Here is a 21413-nt window from a genome sequence, read left to right on the forward strand (position 1 = left end):
AGGGCGGCGCCCGGACAATTAGTGTTGTTTTAGTTTATCTTTATGTTTTGTTAACTGTCTTGCCAGCTTATCGATGAGTCCATCGATAGCGGCATACATATCCTGCCCTTCCGCACTGGCATGGATTTCGCCACCGTTGACATGCAGATTGGCATCCGCAATTTGCGTCACCTTCTCTACTTTTAACACAATATAGACCTGATTGATCCTGTCGAAAAACTGCTCCAGCTTGCTGAACTTCGCATTAACGAATTCGCGCAGTGCAGGGGTGATCTCGACGTTGTGTCCTGTAATGTTGAGCTGCATAGTGTCTTCCTTATCGGTTGTATCAAACCAGTTGTTTACGCTGGTTAGATGGCGGAATGGATAAAGACTCTCGGTACTTAGCGACGGTACGACGTGCCACCATGATACCCTGTTCGGACAGGATGGTGGTCAGCTTACTGTCACTCAACGGCTTCGCGGGATTCTCCGCGGCGATTAACTTCTTCACCAGCGCACGAATGGCCGTCGACGATGCCTCGCCGCCGCCTTCCGTATTCACGTGGCTGGAAAAGAAATATTTCAGCTCAAAAATACCGCGCGGACTGTGCAGATATTTTTGGGTGGTAACGCGTGAAATGGTGGATTCATGCATTTCGACGGCCTGAGCAATATCCGCCAGCACCATCGGTTTCATGAACTCTTCACCCTGATCGAAGAAGGCCTGCTGCTGTTCGACGATGCAGCGGCTGACGCGCAACAGCGTATCATTGCGGCTTTCCAGACTCTTGATCAGCCAGCGAGCTTCCTGCAGGTTGCTGCGGATAAACTGGCTGTCTGCATCATTGCGCGCGCTATTGCCCATGGCCGCGTAATGCTGATTAATCTTCAGACGTGGGATGCTGTCGGAGTTAAGCTCCACGACCCAGCGGCCGCTGACCTTACGTACCAGCACGTCGGGAATGACGTATTCCGGCTCGCTGGTCTGAATCGACTGACCGGGGCGCGGATCGAGGGACTGGATGAGATTAACGGCTTCTTTCAGCACCTCTTCTTTCAGTCGGGTGACGCGCATCAGGGAGCGGAAATCATGGTTGGCGAGCAGATCGAGATGATCGCTGATGATCAGCCGGGCTTCTTCCAGCCACGGCGTCTCTTTAGCATATTGGGAAAGCTGAACCAGCAGACAGTCGCGCAGATCTTTTGCCGCGACGCCGACCGGGTCAAAGCGCTGGATACGCTTTAGCACCGCTTCCACTTCTTCGAGACCAATGTCGTCATCGTCGATACTCTCGACAATATCTTCCAGCCGAATAGTGAGATAGCCGGTGTCATCAACGGCATCGACAATCGAGGTGGCAATGGCGCGGTCGGTGTCGGTAAACGGCGTCAGTTCAACCTGCCACATCAGGTAATCCTGCAGGCTTTGGGTCGTTTCGCCTTGATAGACAGGCAGCTCGTCGTCCTGGTAATCAACGCCGTTTCCGGACGGGGTGCCGGCGGTGTAGATTTCATCCCAGCTGGCGTCGAGCGGCAGCTCTTCCGGCATATCTTTTTGTTCAAGAGCGTCGACGGTGTCCAGCGATTCGCGGTCCTCGACCTCTTTGGTTTCTACCTCATCGTGAAGATCGGTTTGCTCAAGCAGCGGATTACTCTCCAGCGCCTGCTGGAGTTCTTGCTGGAGTTCTAACGTGGACAGCTGCAGCAGGCGAATAGCCTGTTGCAGTTGTGGCGTCATGGCAAGCTGTTGGCTTAGCCTTAATTGCAAACCTTGCTTCATATTCAGGGCTAATATCTCCGGCTAAAACGTCTGTAACCTCTACCCTATCAGAGTCTGAAGTCTTCCCCAAGATACACGCGCTTAACCTGCTCGTCTTCAAGGATTTGCTGCGGGGTGCCGTGGGCGATCAGGTGGCCCTGGCTGACGATATAGGCGCGTTCGCAGACGGCCAGCGTCTCCCTGACGTTATGGTCGGTGATCAGCACGCCAAGACCGCTGTCGCGCAGATGTTCGATGATGCGTTTGATATCAATAACGGAAATGGGGTCAACGCCGGCAAAAGGCTCATCCAGCAGAATGAATTTCGGATTAGCGGCCAGCGCGCGGGCGATTTCAACGCGGCGGCGTTCACCGCCGGAAAGCGCCTGTCCCAGGCTGTCGCGCAGATGCTCGATGTGAAATTCTTCCATCAGCTCTTTCGCGCGGTCTTCACGCTGCTCGCTGCTGAGATCGTCGCGAATCTGCAAAACCGCCATTAAATTATCGTACACGCTCAGGCGGCGGAAAATGGAAGCTTCCTGCGGCAGATAGCCGATCCCCCGACGCGCGCGGGCATGCAGCGGCAGCAGGCTGATATCTTCATCGTCGATAATAATGTTGCCAGCGTCGCGCGGCACAATGCCGACCACCATGTAGAAGGTCGTGGTTTTACCGGCGCCGTTTGGCCCGAGGAGGCCAACGATCTCGCCAGAGTTCACGGTCAGACTGACATCTTCCACCACGCGGCGGCCTTTATACGCCTTGGCGAGATTCTTTGCGGTTAATGTTGCCATAACGAATTAGTTACCCTTCTTTTGCTGGTTGGTGCTTTTGTCTTGCAGCTGCGAAGGAACCAGAACCGTCGTCACGCGTCCGCCTTTATTGCTGAACGCCTGCATTTTCTGCTCTTTCACCAGATAGGTAATTTTGTCGCCCTGGATGTTGCTATCGATCTGTTCCAGATGCGCATTACCGGTCAGGACGACGAAATCATTCTGCAATTCATAGTGCATTTTTTGCGCGCGGCCTTTCACCGGCTTGCCGTTGTCCTGCATCTGGAAGAAGGTTGCCGGATTACCGTAACCGTCGATCACTTCTTTACCTTTTTCACCGCCAGGACGGGTCACCACCACCTTATCGGCGTTGATTTTAATGGTCCCCTGGGTGACGACGACATTACCGGTGAAGGTGACGACATTGCCCTGCATATCCAGTGACTGCTGATCGGATTCGATGTGAATCGGTTGATCGGTATCGCCGGTTTTTGCCAGTGCCGGCAGGCTGGCGGCCAGTAAGGCGCTGGCGAGCGCAATCTTAAGGCTGAGTTTGTTTGTTCTGAATTTCATAAGAGGTTCTAACCTTTTCAATCAGCTCGGCAGTTTTGCTGCGTAAATTTCCGCGCATTTTCAGGCCGCTGGAATTAAATGTCGTCCCGTACAACGTCACCATGTCATCAGAGGTAACATCTTGCGTCACCAGGTTTATCTGGGCGTTATCCGTCGTAATTTTGCGCAATTGAGAGTCCGCGCTCAGCGCGTCCACCTCTACGTTTCCGTAAAGATACAGCATGCGGTCTTTAGTCAGTTTGGCTTTATCCGCTTTGATAGACCAGGTGGGTACCTTGTTGGTATCAAATGTGGTCATCACCGGTTTGGTGAACCACGAGACTTCCTGGGCGGAAAAATACTCCACGTGCTCAGCGATTAAGCGGTAGTTAAGCGCCCCTTCCGGGCTGTAAACAACGGTGTCGGTATGTTCACTGGTATAGGTCGGGTCATCAGGATTGATCTCTTGCTGAGTGGTATCGTCCGTACCCGCCAGATTCAGGCCGATCAGAATAAGCGCGACCAGCGATAGTAAAATGATAACCCAACGTCTGGTTTTACTCATATTGATTGCCCTTTGGCCTCATCCAGCTTGCCCTGCGCCAATAGTAACAAATCGCAGACTTCGCGTACCGCTCCGCGTCCACCGTTGATGCGGGTAACATAATCTGCGCGCGGTAGCAGCAGCGGGTGCGCATCCGCCACTGCCACGCTTAAACCGACCTCGGCCATCACCGGCCAGTCGATCAGATCATCGCCGATGTAGGCAACTTCGTCCGGGCGAACGGCCAGCTTGCGCAATAATTCGCGAAATGCCAGCAGTTTATCGGACTGCCCCTGATACAGGTGCGTAATACCCAGCGTCTGACAACGATCTTCTACCAGTTTAGCTTTTCGTCCGGTAATAATCGCGACTTCAATACCTGAGGTCAGCGCGCAGCGAATTCCGTAACCGTCGCGAACGTTAAACGCCTTCAGCTCTTCACCGCTGTTGCCCATGTAGATCAGGCCATCGGACAGCACGCCGTCTACGTCGAGGATCAATAAACGGATCTTCGCCGCCCGATCGATAAATTCAGGGCTTACTGGCCCGTAGCAGGTTTCCTGCAGAGCATCAGCATTATTCATTATTTTATCCTTACTTACACTACGCCTGCGCGCAGGAGATCGTGCATATGTACCACACCCAACAGGCGGTCGCCATCGGCAACTAACACACAGGTGATATGGCGAGATTGCATCAGGTTCAGCGCATCGACGGCAAGAATACCGGGGCGAATGCGAATGCCGCCCGGTGTCATGACATCGGCAATACTGGCATTACGCATATCGACCCCGGTATCAAACACCCGGCGCAGGTCGCCATCGGTGAAAATACCGATGATGTTCATGTCATCATCACAGACAGCCGTCATGCCTAAATTTTTACGTGTGATTTCCAGCAGCGCATCGCGCAAGGTGGCCTGCACATTGACGTGCGGGATTTCATCACCCGTATGCATAATATCATTGACCCGCAACAGCAGCTTACGACCCAGTGCGCCGCCAGGATGCGACAGCGCAAAATCTTCAGCGGTAAAGCCGCGCGCTTCCAGCAGGGCAACCGCCAGCGCATCGCCCATAACCAGCGCGGCGGTGGTGCTGGAGGTCGGGGCCAGCCCTAACGGACAGGCTTCTTTCAGTACCTTCACGCAAAGATGGATGTCCGCGGCGCGCGCCATGCTGCTTTCCGGACGGCTGGTCATGCAGATAAGAGGCACCTGCAGGCGTTTAAGTACCGGAATCAGCGCCAGGATCTCGTTCGACTCGCCGGAATTCGAGAGCGCGATAACCACATCCTTCGGCGTCACCATGCCTAAATCGCCGTGGGCCGCTTCGCCGGGGTGCACAAAAAACGACGGCGTACCGGTGCTGGCAAACGTTGCCGCCATTTTACGCCCGATATGACCGGATTTGCCCATCCCCATCACCACGACTTTGCCCGCGCAGCGGAAGATCTTCTCGCAGGCATGGGTGAAATCTTCATTAATGTACTGATCGAGTTGAGCCAGACCTTCACGTTCAATTTCCAGAACTTCACGTCCTACCCGTTGAAAGTCAAAATCCGTTGGCAAATCTATTTGCGACATAGTGTTATCCCGATTCATTCAACGAAGAGCGGTGCTGCCCAGTACAGCATCGCCAACCAAACCACAAAACCGCCGACCAGCAGCGCACCCACCAGGCGACCGGGTTGCCATTTGCGACGCCAGCATAGCAGGACGAATATCACGCTGACGAACAGCATCACGGCATAGTCGCGCGTAAAGGCCTCCGGTGCGAATGCTCCCGGGGCGATCAGTGCCGGTAATCCGAGAACCAGGGCGATATTCAGGATATTCGCGCCGATAATATTCCCGATAGCGATATCGTCTTCCCCTTTTCGCGCCCCGGCAATCGTCGTTGCCAGTTCCGGCAGGCTGGTGCCGATCGCCACCACCGTTAAGCCGACGGTGAGCTCGCTGATAGCGAAGTAGTTTGCCAGCACGGTAGCATTATCCACGACCATTCGGGTTGCCATGGGCATCACAATCATGGCTACACCCAGCCAGAGCAGGGCCACGGGAAGCGAACCTTCCCGCGGAAGCTCCGCCATCTGTTCCCGGGTCAGGCTATCGCTGCCCTGACGTTCCGCCAGCCGGGCGATTTTAATCGTAAACAGCAGCCACAGCAGGGCGAGCGCCAGTAAGAAAAGACCGTCCATACGGGACAGTTGCCCATCGTACAGCACAAAGCTTGCCAGCAAACTGACCAGCAACATTAGCGGTAACTCGCGGCGCAGGATATCAGAATGCACGGTAAATGGACGCAACAAGGCAGCGAGGCCGAGTATTAATAATATATTGGTAATATTGGATCCGAGCGCCGTGCCGATCGCCAGATCGGTCTGTCCGTGCAGAGACGCAGCGGCGGAAACGATGATCTCCGGCAGGCTGGTGCCGATACTTACCACCGTCATCCCGATAATGAGCGGGGGGATCCCTATCATGCGGCAAAGTATTGAAGCGGCGTAGACCAGACGATCGGCGCTGTAGACTACCAGCAGTAAACCAATTATTAACAGAGCCGTCGCTAAGAGCATCTAAAGTCCTTTCTTCAGGTATAATCGTTGATTCGCTGTAGCGGTCCATCTGCAGCGTAACGAATTCTTAATTTTGACTTTATGTTTGTCAAAAGTAAAACAAATGCCAGCTTTCGCTAACCCAGGCAGGTAAGATTCTGTAAAAATGTTGGGTTTGTGGCGAAGGTACGCGCCATGCTTAGCCCGAGGGATGTTTAGTAAGGATGATTTTATGAGCCAAACTCTGGCGAATTTGGTCGAAGTACGCGGTATCCGCTTCTCTCGCGGCGATCGCGTCATCTTTGACGATATCTCGCTGTCAGTGCCGCGCGGTAAGATCACGGCGATTATGGGACCATCGGGGATCGGTAAAACGACGCTGCTGCGCCTGATCGGTGGGCAGATCCCGCCGGATAAAGGTGAGATCCTGTTCGATGGTGAAAACGTGCCGCAGATGTCACGCTCGCGCCTGTATACCGTGCGTAAGCGCATGAGCATGCTGTTCCAGTCCGGAGCACTGTTCACCGATATGAACGTGTTCAATAACGTAGCCTACCCGCTACGTGAACATACGCGTTTGCCGGAGGCGTTACTGCATACGACCGTCATGATGAAGCTTGAAGCGGTCGGGCTGCGCGGAGCGGCGAAATTAATGCCTTCTGAACTCTCAGGCGGGATGGCGCGCCGCGCCGCCCTGGCCAGGGCTATTGCGCTGGAGCCGGACCTGATTATGTTCGACGAACCGTTTGTCGGACAGGATCCCATCACCATGGGCGTGCTGGTTAAGCTGATCTCAGAACTCAACAGCACGCTGGGCGTGACCTGTATCGTGGTGTCACATGACGTGCCAGAAGTGCTGAGCATTGCTGATTACGCGTATATCGTGGCGGACAAAAAAATCGTGGCTCACGGCAGCGCGCAGTCGCTGCGTGAAAACGGCGACCCGCGGGTTCGCCAGTTCATTGATGGTATTGCCGATGGTCCGGTACCGTTCCGCTATCCGGCCGGGGACTATCAGCATGATTTATTAGGCAAGGGAGCGAGCAACTGATGCTGCTAAATGTGCTGGCATCACTCGGACACCGGGGAATTAAAACGACCGCGGCTTTCGGGCGTGCCGGATTAATGCTTTTCAATGCGGTAGTGGGCAAGCCGGAATTTCGTAAGCATGCGCCGCTGTTGGTCCGTCAGCTCTACAACGTTGGCGTGCTATCGATGCTGATTATCATCGTGTCGGGGCTGTTTATCGGCATGGTGCTGGGGCTGCAGGGCTATCTGGTGCTCACCACCTATAGTGCGGAAACCAGTTTAGGCATGCTGGTGGCGTTATCCCTGCTGCGCGAACTGGGGCCGGTGGTTGCTGCGCTGCTGTTTGCCGGGCGTGCGGGTTCCGCGCTGACCGCGGAAATTGGCCTGATGCGTGCGACCGAACAGCTCTCCAGCATGGAAATGATGGCGGTCGATCCGCTGCGGCGCGTGATTTCCCCTCGCTTCTGGGCAGGGGTTATCTCGCTGCCGCTGTTGACCATTATTTTTGTCGCCGTGGGCATCTGGGGCGGCTCGCTGGTGGGCGTAAGCTGGAAGGGGATCGACAGTGGCTTCTTCTGGTCTGCGATGCAAAATGCCGTTGACTGGCGAATGGACCTGGTTAACTGCCTGATTAAGAGTCTGGTGTTTGCCATTACGGTGACATGGGTTGCGTTATTTAATGGTTATGACGCTATCCCCACTTCCGCCGGGATTAGCCGGGCAACGACGCGTACCGTGGTGCATTCGTCGCTGGCGGTTCTGGGGCTGGATTTTGTGCTGACTGCGCTGATGTTTGGGAATTGAGTTCATGCAAACGAAAAAAAGTGAAATCTGGGTAGGTGTGTTCTTACTGGTTGCGTTGCTGGCTGCGCTGTTTGTCTGTCTCAAAGCCGCCAACGTGACCTCTTTACGTACCGAACCGACGTACCGTATCTATGCGACCTTTGACAATATTGGTGGGCTGAAGGCGCGTTCTCCGGTCCGCATTGGCGGTGTGGTCGTGGGCCGGGTTGCGGATATTACGCTTGACCCGAAAACCTACCTGCCGCGCGTTGCGCTCGATATTGATGAGAGCTACAACCATATTCCTGATTCCAGCTCGCTGGCTATTCGTACCTCAGGCCTGCTGGGAGAACAGTACCTGGCGCTGAATATCGGTTTCGACGATCCGGAACTGGGGACGTCTATCCTTAAAGATGGCAGCACTATTCAGGACACCAAGTCAGCCATGGTTCTGGAAGACCTGATTGGTCAGTTCCTTTATAGCAGTAAGGGCAGTGACAATAAGAATTCTGGCGATGATTCGGCAGCGACAGAGAGTCATACTGACGCCACGCCACCGGCCGCCACGACGCATTAATTTCAGGAGAGACACCCTATGTTTAAACGTTTATTGATGATCGCCATGCTGGTGATTGCTCCCTTGACGGCTGCTACGGCGGCGGATCAGTCCAACCCCTATAAGCTGATGAACGAAGCGGCGCAGAAGACCTTCGATCGTCTGAAAAATGAACAGTCGAAGATTCAGGCTAACCCGAACTATCTGCGTGATATCGTTGACCAGGAGCTGATGCCGTATGTCCAGGTGAAGTATGCCGGCGCGCTGGTTCTGGGCCGGTATTATAAAGATGCGACCCCGGCGCAGCGCGAAGCCTACTTTGTCGCCTTCCGTGAATACCTGAAGCAGGCCTACGGCCAGGCGCTGGCTATGTACCATGGTCAAACCTACCAGATTGCTCCGGAACAACCGCTGGGCGATGCAACGATCGTCCCTATTCGCGTGACGATCGTCGATCCCAATGGCCGCCCTCCGGTACGCCTGGATTTCCAGTGGCGTAAAAACACCCAGACCGGTAACTGGCAGGCTTACGATATGATTGCCGAAGGGGTGAGCATGATCACCACCAAACAAAACGAGTGGAGCGATCTGCTGCGCACCAAAGGCGTTGATGGCCTGACCGCGCAACTGAAGGCGATCTCCGCGCAGCCGATCACTCTGGAACAGAAAAAATAATGACCGGGCAGCTGAGCTGGACTCGCGACGGCGAGCGACTGGCGCTGCACGGGGAGCTGGACCAGGATCTGCTGGTCCCGCTCTGGGAAGCCCGTGCGCAGGCGACCGATGGCGTGTCGACTATCGACCTGAGCGCACTAACCCGGGTGGATACCGCCGGCCTGGCGCTGCTGATGCACTTTGTGGCGTTAATTCGTCACCAGGGCCGGGAGGCGAAACTGATTGGTAAGAGCGACAACCTGCAAACTTTAGCCAGTCTTTACAACCTTCCCGCCGATATGATCCCATAGTTTTTCAGTGCGTTACTGCTGAGGTTATCCTGAAAGCCCCATCAATATCTTCGATGGGGCTTTTTGCTTATTTAAGACCGCGCCACTTTCCTCTAAGATGTTGGGCTATTTTCACTACCAGATAAAATTTGAACCCATGGAAAATCATGAAATTCAGACCGTGCTGATGAACGCACTCTCCCTTCAGGAAGTCCACGTCTCTGGCGATGGCAGTCACTTTCAGGTTATTGCTGTGGGTGAGATGTTTGACGGCATGAGCCGGGTAAAGAAACAGCAGGCTGTCTACGCTCCGCTGATGGAATACATTGCCGACAACCGCATTCATGCTCTGTCGATCAAAGCATTTACCCCGCAAGAATGGGCCCGGGACCGCAAACTCAACGGCTTTTAAGCTGCAGGGATGTTCCCCGCAGCGTATGTGAATTCTTAACAGAGAACAGAATCAATGGATAAATTCCGTGTTCAGGGGCCGACACGCCTCCAGGGGGAAGTCACCATCTCCGGTGCGAAAAATGCCGCCCTGCCGATCCTCTTTGCCGCCCTGCTGGCAGATGAGCCGATTGAGATCCAGAACGTACCAAAACTGAAAGACATCGATACCACGATGAAACTGCTGAGCCAGCTCGGCGCCAAAGTGAAGCGCAATGGGTCAGTCTGGATCGATGCGGGTCCGGTCGACGTCTTCTGCGCGCCGTACGATCTGGTCAAAACGATGCGTGCTTCTATCTGGGCGCTGGGCCCGCTGGTGGCGCGCTTTGGTCAGGGACAGGTTTCACTGCCGGGCGGTTGTGCTATCGGTGCGCGTCCGGTCGATCTGCATATTATTGGCCTTGAGCAGCTGGGCGCAGAGATCAAACTGGAAGAAGGCTATGTGAAGGCGTCGGTTAACGGACGTCTTAAAGGCGCGCATATTGTGATGGATAAGGTCAGCGTCGGCGCGACCGTGACCATTATGAGTGCCGCGACGCTGGCGGAAGGCACCACCGTGATTGAAAACGCCGCTCGCGAGCCGGAAATCGTCGATACGGCGAACTTCCTCAACGCGCTGGGCGCGAAAATTAAAGGTCAGGGGACTGACCGCATCACCATCGAAGGCGTAGAACGTCTGGGTGGCGGCGTATATCGCGTTCTGCCTGACCGTATCGAAACCGGTACTTTCCTGGTCGCTGCGGCAATCTCCGGCGGTAAAATTGTTTGCCGCAACGCACAGCCTGATACCCTGGATGCCGTACTGGCCAAGCTGCGCGATGCGGGCGCCGATATCGAAACCGGCGAAGACTGGATTAGCCTGGATATGCACGGCAACCGCCCGAAAGCCGTCAATGTGCGTACCGCGCCACACCCGGGTTTCCCGACCGACATGCAGGCGCAGTTCACGCTGTTGAACCTGGTTGCGGAAGGGACCGGCGTGATTACCGAAACGATCTTTGAAAACCGTTTCATGCATATTCCGGAACTGATCCGTATGGGTGCACACGCGGAGATCGAAAGCAATACGGCGATATGCCACGGCGTGGCGCAGCTCTCCGGTGCGCAGGTGATGGCAACCGACCTGCGTGCGTCAGCAAGCCTGGTCCTGGCCGGCTGTATCGCGGAAGGCACCACGATTGTCGATCGCATCTACCACATCGATCGTGGATACGAGCGCATCGAAGATAAACTGCAGGCGCTGGGCGCGAATATCGAACGCGTGAAAGGCGAGTAACTCTGTCGTGATAACAGCCCCTTGACGTGTGTCAGGGGGCTGTTTTTTTATTCCGTTCTGTTGACTCAGCGAACCGCTTTCATTGGCTCTCTTTCTTCTGACGTATCATTTGCGTTCTGTCGATAAACTGATGCGTCACCGGGTCATGATAGCGCGAGGGCCAGATAATCCACGGTTTGGTATCCAGCGCATGAGCAATAATCAGCTCACCTTTTGGCCACGGCCGGGTCAATGCATTCGCCAGCGTTGAAGAACTCAAGCCGTTACGCCGCGACTCCGCTGCCAGCGACGTCCCTTTTTTGCGCAATCCAGCAATGATATCTGCCGGATGCCAGTCGATGAACTTTTCCATAAATTCTCCTGGTGGTGATGATCCCAATTGCCTGATATATGAGCAACGGAATGACTATACTCCCAGGTTTAATTAAGTTCTAACAAGTTCTTGTAAGGTGTCTTTATATTCGGAATATACCAGGAGGCAAGGCGATATATGGATTTTGCTGGAACTTTGTGGGGCGTTCCCGCGACAGGCGCGGGAACGGGGCAGGGGGAGATCAGTGATCGCGTTGAACCGCAATATGGGCAAGACCGATAAGCGCTTCACGCCACGGGGAATCCGGTAAGACCTGAAGCACGGCAATGGCTTTGTCCGCTTCTTCTTCCGCGCGTTTACGGGTCCATTCCAGTGAGCCGCAGGCCGCCATCGTCTCGAGAACCGCGTCGAGAAGGTGACGCCCGTTGCCTTGTTCAATCGCTCCGCGAATCATCGCTGACTGCTCTGGAGTGCCATGACGCATGGCATGCAATAACGGTAAAGTCGGTTTGCCTTCGTTCAGGTCATCACCCACGTTTTTGCCGAGACGTTCGCCATCAGAGCTGTAGTCCAGTAAATCGTCGATCAGCTGGAATGCCGTGCCGAGATAACGACCATAGTCCTGAAGCGCTTGCTCCTGTTCGGCGGTACAACCGGCCAGGATGCCTGAGCACTGTGCGGCGGCTTCAAACAGACGGGCTGTTTTGCTGTAGATGACCCGCATATAGTTTTCTTCAGTGATATCCGGGTCGTTGACGTTCATCAGCTGCAGCACTTCGCCTTCGGCAATGACGTTAACGGCTTTAGACATCACTTCCAGCACTTTTAACGAGCCGAGGCTGGTCATCATCTGGAAAGAGCGGGTATAGATAAAATCACCAACCAGCACGCTGGCTGCGTTGCCAAAAGCGGCGTTTGCCGTCGCCTTGCCGCGGCGCATATCGGATTCATCAACGACATCATCATGCAGCAAGGTGGCGGTATGAATAAATTCGATCAGTGCGGCAATAGTGACGTGCGCGTCGCCCTGGTAACCCACTGCCCGGGCGGCAAGAACCGCAATCATCGGACGAATACGTTTACCGCCTCCGCTAACGATGTAATAGCCTAATTGATTGATAAGCTGAACATCTGAGTCAAGTTGCTCAAGGATTGTCGCATTGACACCCGCCATATCCTGCGCGGTTAACTCATTGATTTTTTCTAAATTCATCGCAAAAGCCGGGCCACATGTCCTGTTACCGCGAATCCAGGTGGGTTCACAGAAGGATTAAGATAGAATTAAACGAAGCTATGATTGTACTGAAAAATTGCCATAGATAAACGTTAGCGTGAAAGTTGTGTTTTTTTTCTGCGTTGATCGCTAATCGCTCTTGTCAAAGGCTCGCGTTTTGCGTAATATTCGCGCCCTATTGTGAATATTTATAGCGCACTCTGAATCACACAAAGAGGTGCGCGGAAGCGGAGTTTTATATGTACGCGGTTTTCCAAAGTGGTGGTAAACAACACCGAGTAAGCGAAGGTCAGACCATTCGCCTGGAAAAGCTGGACATCGCAACTGGCGAAGCTGTTGAGTTCGCTGAAGTGCTGATGATCGCAAACGGTGAAGAAATCAAGATCGGCGTTCCTTTCGTTGAGGGCGGCGTAATCAAAGCTGAAGTTGTTGCTCACGGTCGTGGCGAGAAAGTTAAAATCGTTAAGTTTCGTCGTCGTAAACACTACCGTAAGCAGCAGGGCCATCGTCAGTGGTTCACTGATGTGAAAATTACTGGCATCAGCGCCTAAGACCTGAGGAGAGATTTAAATGGCACATAAAAAGGCTGGCGGCTCAACTCGTAACGGTCGCGACTCAGAAGCTAAACGCCTGGGCGTTAAGCGTTTCGGTGGCGAATCCGTTCTGGCGGGTAGCATCATCGTTCGTCAGCGTGGCACCAAATTCCACGCAGGCACCAACGTAGGTTGCGGTCGTGACCACACTCTGTTTGCTAAAGCAGACGGTAAAGTGAAATTTGAAGTTAAAGGCCCGAATAACCGTAAATACATCAGCATCGTTGCTGAGTAAGTTTTTCGTGGTCCGGTAACGGATTAAAGCCCCGCAACGTGTTGCGGGGCTTTTTACATTAGAATCCCGGATATTTTTCTGCAGGGAAAACGGGTATGAAGCAGCAGGCCGGCATTGGCATTCTTTTGGCCCTCACCACCGCGATGTGCTGGGGTGCGTTGCCAATTGCAATGAAGCAGGTTCTTGAAGTGATGGCGCCGCCGACGGTGGTGTTTTATCGCTTTTTGATGGCAAGTATCGGCCTTGGCACAATCCTCGCTATCAGAGGTAAACTGCCGCCGCTGCGCCTCTTTCGCAAACCGCGCTGGCTGGTACTACTGGCCATTGCGACGGGCGGCCTGTTTGGTAACTTCATTCTGTTCAGCTCTTCCCTGCAATATCTTAGCCCCACGGCTTCTCAGGTGATCGGACAGCTATCTCCGGTCGGCATGATGGTGGCCAGCGTATTCATCCTTAAGGAGAAAATGCGCGGTACCCAGGTTGTGGGGGCGCTGATGTTGATTTGCGGGCTGGTGATGTTCTTTAACACCAGCCTGATTGAGATTTTTACCCGCCTGACGGATTACACGTGGGGGGTAATTTTTGGCGTTGCAGCGGCTGCGGTTTGGGTCAGCTACGGCGTCGCGCAAAAGGTGTTATTACGCCGCCTGGCGTCACAGCAGATCCTCTTTTTGCTGTACACTTTATGTACGATAGCGTTGCTGCCGTTGGCGACGCTCTCACAAGTTCTGGCGTTAAGCAACTGGCAACTGGCGTGCCTGATTTTCTGCGGGTTAAATACCCTGGTAGGCTACGGTGCGCTGGCGGAAGCCATGGCGCGCTGGCAGGCAGCTCAGGTGAGCGCGTTGATTACCTTAACGCCATTGTTTACGCTGCTTTTTTCAGATTTATTATCACTGGCCTGGCCCGATGTTTTCGCCAGACCGATGTTAAACCTGTTAGGTTATCTCGGTGCGTTTGTCGTGGTTGCGGGCGCGATGTATTCCGCCATAGGCCACCGTCTTTGGGGTGGCTTACGTAAGCGTGAAGCGGTTGTACCGCTGCCCCGCTCAGGCGAATGATTTTCGGAGAGTAAAATGAAGTTTGTTGATGAAGCAACAATCCTGGTCGTAGCAGGTGATGGCGGCAATGGTTGCGTTAGCTTCCGCCGTGAAAAATATATCCCGAGAGGCGGCCCGGACGGCGGCGACGGTGGTGATGGTGGTGATGTCTGGCTGGAAGCGGACGAAAACCTGAACACCCTGATCGATTACCGTTTTGAAAAATCCTTCCGCGCTGAGCGTGGACAGAATGGCCAGAGTCGCGACTGTACCGGTAAACGTGGTAAAGACGTGTCGATCAAAGTGCCTGTAGGGACCCGTGTTATCGATCAAGGCACCGGCGAAGTCATGGGCGATATGACTAAGCATGGTCAGCGTCTGATGGTCGCTAAAGGCGGCTGGCACGGTCTGGGCAACACCCGTTTCAAATCGTCCGTCAACCGTACTCCGCGTCAGAAAACGATGGGGACGCCGGGTGACAAGCGCGATCTGCAGCTGGAGCTGATGCTGCTGGCAGACGTCGGGATGCTGGGTATGCCGAATGCCGGTAAATCTACCTTCATTCGCGCCGTTTCTGCGGCGAAGCCGAAAGTGGCTGATTATCCGTTTACCACGCTGGTGCCGAGCCTTGGCGTTGTGCGTATGGATAACGAGAAGAGCTTCGTTGTTGCGGATATTCCTGGGCTTATCGAAGGCGCAGCGGAAGGCGCAGGCCTCGGTATTCGCTTCCTGAAGCACCTTGAACGCTGTCGCGTGCTGCTGCACCTCATCGATATCGAACCGATCGACGGTTCCGATCCGGTTGAGAACGCGCGCATTATCATCGGTGAGCTGGAAAAATACAGCGAGAAGCTGGCTGAAAAACCACGCTGGTTGGTCTTCAATAAGATTGACCTGATGGATAAAGCGGAAGCTGAAGCGAAGGCGAAAGCCATTGCCGATGCGCTGGGCTGGGAAGAGAAGTTCTACCTGATCTCCGCGGCAAGTCAGCAGGGCGTGAAAGATCTGTGCTGGGACGTGATGACCTTTATCATCGAAAACCCAATCGTTCATGCACAGGAAGAGAAAGCGCCTGAAAAAGTCGAGTTTATGTGGGACGACTACCACCGTCAGCAGCTTGAAGAAGCCGAAGTTGAAGTCGAAGACGACGAAGACTGGGATGACGACTGGGACGAAGACGACGAAGAAGGCGTTGAGTTCATCTATAAGCGTTAAGCTGCTGGAGTGCCCCGGTACATTGCCGATCGGGGCGACGGCGGGACTGCTGCCCGGATATGCCGGGAAGCGGTTCAGAGCGCACTAAAAAGGGCCGCATTTGATGCGGCCCTTTCGTATTAGTTGTTCTGGTACAAATCCTTATACAAGCGACTCTCGAAGCGTACCAGCGGGATCCGGCGGTTGCGCTGATCCGCAGGCGGTACCGCATAGCCTGATAAGTATTGTACGAAGGCGATTTTTTGCCCGCTGGCGGCAGTGATGAAACCTGCGAGGTTGTAAACGCCCTGCAGAGAACCGGTTTTGGCCGACACTTTTCCATCGACCCCAGCCTGATTCAGGCCTGCACGATACTGCAGCGAGCCATCGTGGCCAGCCAGCGGCAGCATGGAGATGAAGTTGAGTTCATTATCGTGCTGGGCGATATATTGCAGCACCTGCATCATGGTCGCCGGAGCAATCAGGTTATGCCGCGACAGACCGGAACCGTCGGCAATAATCGTATTGCCTAGATCAATGCCGGCCTGTTGACGCAGGATCTGGCGCACCGCATCCGAACCGGCACGCCAGGTCCCTGGAACGCCAAGACGAGCGTGACCAATGGTGCGAAAGACGGTGTCCGCAATCATGTTGTCTGATTTTTTTAACATGATTCGCAGGAGATCGTGCAGCGGAGCTGATTGCGTCGTAGCCAGCACGGTTCCCGGATCGTTCGCCAGAGTCTGGCGCAGCAGCGTCCCGCTATAGGTAATCCCTGCCTGGGTCAGTTCGGACTTCAGGATAACCCCCGCATAGCTTGCGCCGTCCTGAATGGCGAAAGCCAGCGGTAAGGGCTCACTACGCTGTGGCAGGCAACCCGTCAGGGTGTAGCGGTTCAGGTCGCCGGTCACCACGTCGAGTTCGCAATACTGGGCCTCCGCGGAGCCGCGGGCCAGCGTTCTTACCTGGCTAAACATCGTCACCGGGTAGTACGATGCGACGCGAATAAAGGCCAGGTCGCCAGGTTTCTGCGCGCTATAAAGTGAGATAGAAAAACAGTTACGATCGACGATAGCAGCCGCCGGCGGGGCGCTAAAGCATTGCGTCATGTCGTTCCACGGCCAGCCTGGGGCCTTGTCATGACTGGCGAAGACCGAGGTATCAATCAACACGTTCCCCTCGATCCGCTGGACGCCCGCTTTTTTTAGCGTCGCCACCATATTGCGAATATCCTGACGTTTCAGCGTGGGATCGCCGCCAAAACGGGCAATCAGGTCGCCTTTTAGCACGCCGCCATCAAGGCTGCCTTTGGTTTCCAGCGTGGTGGTAAAACGAAAGTTCGGCCCGAGCTGCAGCAGAGCAGCCAGCGCAGTGATCACCTTCTGGGTACTGGCGGGGAGCGCCATCTGCTGACTGTGGAAATCTATCTCCGGCGTCGGGGAGCCAACCTTCTGCGCCATGAAGGCGAGGTTGGCACCCGCAGGCAGCTGGGTGATATATTCGTCAATGTTCGCCGCCTGAGCGCTAAACGCTATACCGGCGGTCAATCCGATGATAAATCTGGGAAATCGCATAATCTCGCGCTAACAACCTGAAACCAGGCCGTCATACTACGGTGCAACACCCTGTAAAGTAAACGATGACCCATAGTGAACTTCAGGGTAAAATACGTATCAAATTGAAAATTGCTGCTGACCTGGGGAATGTTTTCCGGGTCGGTTTTCTTTTTGCTCCTGTCCTGCTGAAGGCCTGACTGGTGGCGGAACGGCGGCGTCCGTTCTATGAAGGAATGATAAAGAGGTATAACAAATGCAAGCTATTCCGATGACCTTACGTGGTGCTGAAAAACTTCGCGAAGAACTGGATTTTCTGAAGTCCGTTCGTCGTCCTGAAATCATCGCTGCTATTGCCGATGCGCGCGAACATGGCGATCTGAAAGAGAACGCTGAGTACCACGCAGCCCGCGAGCAGCAAGGTTTCTGCGAAGGCCGTATTAAGGATATTGAAGCTAAGCTGTCCAATGCACAGGTTATCGATATCACCAAAATGCCGAACAACGGGCGGGTGATTTTTGGTGCAACGGTAAAGGTCCTGAACCTCGATACCGATGAAGAACAGACTTACCGCATCGTGGGTGATGATGAAGCTGATTTTAAGCAAAATCTGATCTCTGTGAATTCACCGATTGCCCGTGGTTTGATCGGTAAAGAACAGGACGATGTAGTGACAATCCGCACACCAGGCGGCGAAGTAGAATACGAAATTATCAAGGTCGAGTACCTTTAATCCGTATTTCCCGCTACCATGTTGATGGATTGTAAAGAAAGGAAAAAGGCCGCATAGCGGCCTTTTATCAACGTCCGGAGCATGGCATTTTGCTCGTCTACCCGTAGAAATCCCTCGTTTTACACAAAGTTGTGTCGAGATTCAGGATATTCTTAGCGTGGCAGCGAGATTTTACGCTCTTTAGTTGGGCGATACAGGACCAGCGTTTTACCGATGACCTGTACGTTACAGGCGCCGGTTTCGCGCACGATAGCTTCCACGATCAAGGTTTTAGTTTCGCGGTCTTCCGATGCGATTTTCACCTTGATGAGCTCATGGTGCTCTAACGCTTGTTCGATCTCGGCCAGTACCCCTTCGGTCAAACCATTGTTGCCAAGCATAACTACCGGCTTGAGCGGATGTGCCAGACCTTTCAGGTGCTGTTTTTGTTTAGTACTCAGATTCATCGTATTTTTTTGCTTACGTTGGGATTGAAAACGGTTCATTCTACCGCCATCTCCCATATATCGCCAAACTACCGTGTCGATTTTTACGTCGCAAAGTATGATGAACCCGAAACGGGAATGTTAAATGACAGGTAAAAAGCGTTCTGCCAGCTCAAGCCGCTGGCTTCAGGAACACTTTAGCGATAAATATGTTCAACAGGCACAGAAAAAGGGGTTACGTTCCCGTGCCTGGTTTAAACTTGATGAAATACAGCAAAGTGACAAGATTTTTAAACCGGGGATGACCATTGTTGACCTCGGCGCTGCACCCGGTGGCTGGTCGCAATATGCGGTTACGCAGATCGGAAACAGCGGCCGCATCATCGCTTGCGATCTTTTACCTATGGATCCAATCGTTGGTGTGGACTTCCTTCAGGGCGACTTTCGTGATGAATTAGTTCTGAAAGCGTTACTTGAACGCGTAGGTGACAGTAAAGTGCAGGTTGTCATGTCCGATATGGCACCAAACATGTGTGGAACACCGGCGGTGGATATTCCCCGGGCCATGTATTTGGTGGAGCTGGCGCTTGGAATGGCTCGTGATGTATTAGCGCCGGGTGGTAGTTTTGTAGTGAAGGTGTTCCAGGGCGAAGGTTTCGATGAGTATCTAAGAGAAATTCGCTCCCTGTTTACGAAGGTCAAAGTTCGTAAGCCGGACTCTTCTCGCGCACGTTCGCGTGAAGTGTACATTGTAGCGACCGGGCGTAAACCATAACCGGTAGATTTCAAACGAAAGTTTGAAAGACGCTGGATATAGAGTATCCTGACGCTGTTTTTAACACAGTTGTAATAAGAGGTTAATCCCTTGAGTGACATGGCGAAAAACCTAATACTCTGGCTGGTCATTGCCGTTGTGCTGATGTCAGTATTCCAGAGCTTTGGGCCCAGCGAGTCTAATGGCCGTAAGGTGGATTATTCAACCTTCCTGCAAGAGGTCAACCAGGACCAGGTTCGCGAAGCGCGTATCAACGGACGTGAGATCAACGTTACCAAGAAAGATAGTAACCGTTACACGACTTACATTCCGGTCAACGATCCGAAGCTGCTCGATAACCTGTTGACGAAAAACGTCAAAGTGGTTGGCGAACCGCCGGAAGAACCGAGCCTGCTGGCTTCCATCTTTATTTCCTGGTTCCCGATGCTGTTGCTGATCGGCGTCTGGATCTTCTTCATGCGGCAAATGCAGGGCGGCGGCGGAAAGGGCGCGATGTCCTTCGGCAAAAGCAAAGCCCGTATGCTGACGGAAGACCAGATCAAAACCACTTTTGCCGATGTCGCCGGTTGCGACGAAGCGAAAGAGGAAGTCGGTGAACTGGTTGAATACCTGCGTGAACCGAGCCGCTTCCAGAAACTGGGCGGTAAAATCCCGAAAGGCGTCCTGATGGTCGGCCCTCCGGGTACCGGTAAAACGCTGCTGGCGAAAGCTATCGCCGGTGAGGCGAAAGTACCATTCTTCACCATTTCTGGTTCTGACTTCGTTGAAATGTTCGTCGGTGTGGGCGCATCTCGTGTGCGTGACATGTTCGAACAGGCCAAGAAAGCGGCACCGTGCATTATCTTCATCGATGAAATCGACGCCGTCGGTCGCCAGCGTGGCGCTGGTCTTGGCGGTGGTCACGATGAACGTGAACAGACGCTTAACCAGATGCTGGTTGAGATGGATGGCTTCGAAGGTAACGAAGGCATTATCGTTATCGCGGCGACCAACCGTCCTGACGTACTTGACCCGGCGCTGCTGCGTCCAGGCCGTTTTGACCGTCAGGTTGTTGTAGGGCTGCCGGATGTCCGCGGTCGTGAACAGATTCTGAAAGTTCACATGCGTCGCGTACCGTTGTCGCCTGATATCGACGCGGCAATCATTGCGCGCGGTACCCCGGGCTTCTCGGGTGCTGACCTGGCGAACCTGGTCAACGAAGCCGCTCTGTTTGCTGCCCGTGGCAACAAACGCGTGGTATCGATGGTCGAGTTCGAAAAAGCGAAAGACAAAATCATGATGGGTGCGGAACGTCGCTCCATGGTGATGACGGAAGCGCAGAAAGAATCCACCGCATACCACGAAGCGGGCCATGCGATTATCGGCCGCCTGGTACCGGAACACGATCCGGTGCACAAAGTGACGATTATTCCGCGCGGTCGTGCGCTGGGTGTGACCTTCTTCCTGCCGGAAGGCGATGCTATCAGCGCCAGCCGTCAGAAGCTGGAAAGCCAGATTTCGACCCTGTACGGCGGTCGCCTGGCGGAAGAGATTATCTACGGTGTGGAACATGTTTCTACCGGTGCGTCGAACGACATTAAAGTCGCGACGAACCTGGCACGTAACATGGTGACGCAGTGGGGCTTCTCCGACAAACTCGGTCCGCTGCTGTATGCGGAAGAAGAGGGCGAAGTTTTCCTGGGTCGTAGCGTTGCGAAAGCGAAACATATGTCCGATGAGACTGCACGTATCATCGACCAGGAAGTGAAATCGCTGGTTGAACGCAACTACAACCGTGCTCGTCAGATTCTGAATGACAACATGGACATCCTGCATTCGATGAAAGATGCGCTCATGAAATATGAGACCATCGACGCACCGCAGATTGATGACCTGATGGCTCGCCGCGAAGTTCGCCCACCTGCGGGCTGGGAAGATCCGAACGGCACCAATAACTCTGGCAACAATGGCACCCCGAGTGCGCCGCGTCCGGTCGATGAACCGCGTACGCCAAACCCGGGTAACACCATGTCAGAGCAACTGGGCGACAAATAAGTTAGCCGCTATTGATGTTGTTATGTCTATCGAAACCCCGGGGCGCCTGCCGCTCCGGGGTTTTTCTTTTTATTAACCTT

General features: G+C 54.0%; 26 protein-coding genes. 14 read left to right on the forward strand and 12 right to left on the reverse strand.

What is annotated here, in order from left to right; genetic code table 11:
- Positions 1–18 precede the first annotated feature (18 nt).
- The 8 genes from hpf to AC236I_RS02655 are packed head-to-tail and all read right to left on the reverse strand — an operon-like array spanning position 19 to position 6187.
- Positions 19–306, reverse strand: a complete 288-nt coding sequence (gene hpf / locus AC236I_RS02620) for a ribosome hibernation promoting factor (RefSeq protein WP_004868168.1) — start codon at positions 304–306, stop codon at positions 19–21.
- Between the two features lie 22 nt (positions 307–328).
- Positions 329–1762 (reverse strand): RNA polymerase factor sigma-54, encoded by a 1434-nt coding sequence (rpoN, locus tag AC236I_RS02625; RefSeq protein ID WP_004868164.1) that lies wholly within the window; start codon positions 1760–1762, stop codon positions 329–331.
- A 47-nt stretch (positions 1763–1809) separates the two neighbouring features.
- A complete protein-coding gene (gene lptB / locus AC236I_RS02630; protein ID WP_004206203.1) occupies positions 1810–2535 on the reverse strand; it encodes an LPS export ABC transporter ATP-binding protein in 726 nt (241 codons plus the stop codon).
- A gap of 6 nt (positions 2536–2541) precedes the next feature.
- Positions 2542–3087: a lipopolysaccharide ABC transporter substrate-binding protein LptA gene (gene lptA, locus AC236I_RS02635; RefSeq protein WP_004868159.1), complete on the reverse strand. Its 546-nt coding sequence runs from the start codon at positions 3085–3087 to the stop codon at positions 2542–2544.
- Positions 3056–3631 carry an LPS export ABC transporter periplasmic protein LptC gene (gene lptC / locus AC236I_RS02640; RefSeq protein WP_004868154.1) on the reverse strand — a complete coding sequence of 192 codons (576 nt, stop codon included), beginning with the start codon at positions 3629–3631 and terminating at the stop codon, positions 3056–3058. Before lptC ends, lptA begins: the two co-directional genes overlap by 32 nt.
- Complete coding sequence (gene kdsC, locus AC236I_RS02645; protein ID WP_004868149.1) at positions 3628–4194, reverse strand: 3-deoxy-manno-octulosonate-8-phosphatase KdsC; 567 nt, start codon at positions 4192–4194, stop codon at positions 3628–3630. The genes lptC and kdsC overlap by 4 nt, the downstream gene beginning before the upstream one ends.
- A 14-nt stretch (positions 4195–4208) precedes the next feature.
- Complete coding sequence (gene kdsD / locus AC236I_RS02650; protein WP_369973985.1) at positions 4209–5213, reverse strand: arabinose-5-phosphate isomerase KdsD; 1005 nt, start codon at positions 5211–5213, stop codon at positions 4209–4211.
- Positions 5210–6187, reverse strand: a complete 978-nt coding sequence (locus AC236I_RS02655) for a calcium/sodium antiporter (protein WP_004868144.1) — start codon at positions 6185–6187, stop codon at positions 5210–5212. The genes kdsD and AC236I_RS02655 overlap by 4 nt, the downstream gene beginning before the upstream one ends.
- A gap of 211 nt (positions 6188–6398) precedes the next feature.
- Here AC236I_RS02655 and mlaF point away from each other — a divergent pair, with 211 nt between their 5' ends.
- From mlaF to murA, 7 genes are all read left to right on the forward strand, one after another.
- On the forward strand, positions 6399–7217 hold the full coding sequence (mlaF, locus tag AC236I_RS02660) for a phospholipid ABC transporter ATP-binding protein MlaF (RefSeq protein WP_004868142.1): 819 nt from the start codon (positions 6399–6401) through the stop codon (positions 7215–7217).
- Positions 7217–7999, forward strand: coding sequence for a lipid asymmetry maintenance ABC transporter permease subunit MlaE (mlaE, locus tag AC236I_RS02665; protein ID WP_004868139.1), 783 nt, complete (start codon positions 7217–7219; stop codon positions 7997–7999). The genes mlaF and mlaE overlap by 1 nt, the downstream gene beginning before the upstream one ends.
- Before the next feature lie 4 nt (positions 8000–8003).
- Positions 8004–8555, forward strand: coding sequence for an outer membrane lipid asymmetry maintenance protein MlaD (gene mlaD, locus AC236I_RS02670; protein WP_004868136.1), 552 nt, complete (start codon positions 8004–8006; stop codon positions 8553–8555).
- Between the two features lie 18 nt (positions 8556–8573).
- Positions 8574–9209, forward strand: a complete 636-nt coding sequence (gene mlaC, locus AC236I_RS02675; protein WP_004868133.1) for a phospholipid-binding protein MlaC — start codon at positions 8574–8576, stop codon at positions 9207–9209.
- Positions 9209–9499, forward strand: a complete 291-nt coding sequence (gene mlaB, locus AC236I_RS02680; RefSeq protein WP_004868129.1) for a lipid asymmetry maintenance protein MlaB — start codon at positions 9209–9211, stop codon at positions 9497–9499. The genes mlaC and mlaB overlap by 1 nt, the downstream gene beginning before the upstream one ends.
- 136 nt (positions 9500–9635) lie before the next feature.
- Positions 9636–9890, forward strand: a complete 255-nt coding sequence (gene ibaG, locus AC236I_RS02685; RefSeq protein WP_015585657.1) for a BolA family iron metabolism protein IbaG — start codon at positions 9636–9638, stop codon at positions 9888–9890.
- 54 nt (positions 9891–9944) lie between these two features.
- Positions 9945–11204: a UDP-N-acetylglucosamine 1-carboxyvinyltransferase gene (gene murA / locus AC236I_RS02690; protein WP_004868122.1), complete on the forward strand. Its 1260-nt coding sequence runs from the start codon at positions 9945–9947 to the stop codon at positions 11202–11204.
- Between the two features lie 79 nt (positions 11205–11283).
- Here the strand turns inward: murA and sfsB are convergent, their stop codons facing one another.
- Together sfsB and ispB are read right to left on the reverse strand one after the other, a co-directional pair.
- Complete coding sequence (gene sfsB / locus AC236I_RS02695) at positions 11284–11556, reverse strand: DNA-binding transcriptional regulator SfsB (protein ID WP_004868119.1); 273 nt, start codon at positions 11554–11556, stop codon at positions 11284–11286.
- 202 nt (positions 11557–11758) lie between these two features.
- Positions 11759–12730, reverse strand: coding sequence for an octaprenyl diphosphate synthase (ispB, locus tag AC236I_RS02700; RefSeq protein WP_004868118.1), 972 nt, complete (start codon positions 12728–12730; stop codon positions 11759–11761).
- 260 nt (positions 12731–12990) lie between these two features.
- Here ispB and rplU point away from each other — a divergent pair, with 260 nt between their 5' ends.
- The 4 genes from rplU (at position 12991) to cgtA (ending at position 15834) form a co-directional block, all read left to right on the forward strand.
- Positions 12991–13302, forward strand: coding sequence for a 50S ribosomal protein L21 (gene rplU, locus AC236I_RS02705; protein WP_004106123.1), 312 nt, complete (start codon positions 12991–12993; stop codon positions 13300–13302).
- Positions 13303–13321: 19 nt separating this feature from the next.
- A complete protein-coding gene (gene rpmA, locus AC236I_RS02710; protein WP_003861831.1) occupies positions 13322–13579 on the forward strand; it encodes a 50S ribosomal protein L27 in 258 nt (85 codons plus the stop codon).
- 95 nt (positions 13580–13674) lie between these two features.
- Positions 13675–14640, forward strand: coding sequence for a DMT family transporter (locus AC236I_RS02715; RefSeq protein ID WP_015585658.1), 966 nt, complete (start codon positions 13675–13677; stop codon positions 14638–14640).
- A gap of 15 nt (positions 14641–14655) precedes the next feature.
- A complete protein-coding gene (gene cgtA, locus AC236I_RS02720; protein WP_004868113.1) occupies positions 14656–15834 on the forward strand; it encodes an Obg family GTPase CgtA in 1179 nt (392 codons plus the stop codon).
- Between the two features lie 119 nt (positions 15835–15953).
- On the opposite strand, the gene dacB is transcribed toward cgtA, so the two are convergent.
- Positions 15954–17387 carry a serine-type D-Ala-D-Ala carboxypeptidase gene (dacB, locus tag AC236I_RS02725; RefSeq protein ID WP_004868111.1) on the reverse strand — a complete coding sequence of 478 codons (1434 nt, stop codon included), beginning with the start codon at positions 17385–17387 and terminating at the stop codon, positions 15954–15956.
- Positions 17388–17622: 235 nt separating this feature from the next.
- On the opposite strand from dacB, the gene greA reads away from it, so the two are divergent.
- On the forward strand, positions 17623–18099 hold the full coding sequence (gene greA / locus AC236I_RS02730) for a transcription elongation factor GreA (protein ID WP_004868107.1): 477 nt from the start codon (positions 17623–17625) through the stop codon (positions 18097–18099).
- 152 nt (positions 18100–18251) lie between these two features.
- Here greA and yhbY read toward each other — a convergent pair whose 3' ends face one another.
- Positions 18252–18545, reverse strand: a complete 294-nt coding sequence (gene yhbY, locus AC236I_RS02735; protein ID WP_004139797.1) for a ribosome assembly RNA-binding protein YhbY — start codon at positions 18543–18545, stop codon at positions 18252–18254.
- A 124-nt stretch (positions 18546–18669) separates the two neighbouring features.
- On the opposite strand from yhbY, the gene rlmE reads away from it, so the two are divergent.
- On the forward strand, positions 18670–19299 hold the full coding sequence (gene rlmE / locus AC236I_RS02740) for a 23S rRNA (uridine(2552)-2'-O)-methyltransferase RlmE (RefSeq protein ID WP_004106110.1): 630 nt from the start codon (positions 18670–18672) through the stop codon (positions 19297–19299).
- A 99-nt stretch (positions 19300–19398) separates the two neighbouring features.
- Positions 19399–21333: an ATP-dependent zinc metalloprotease FtsH gene (gene ftsH, locus AC236I_RS02745; protein ID WP_015585660.1), complete on the forward strand. Its 1935-nt coding sequence runs from the start codon at positions 19399–19401 to the stop codon at positions 21331–21333.
- Positions 21334–21413: the final 80 nt, after the last annotated feature.

This window comes from Klebsiella sp. Sb-30 (assembly GCF_057652795.1).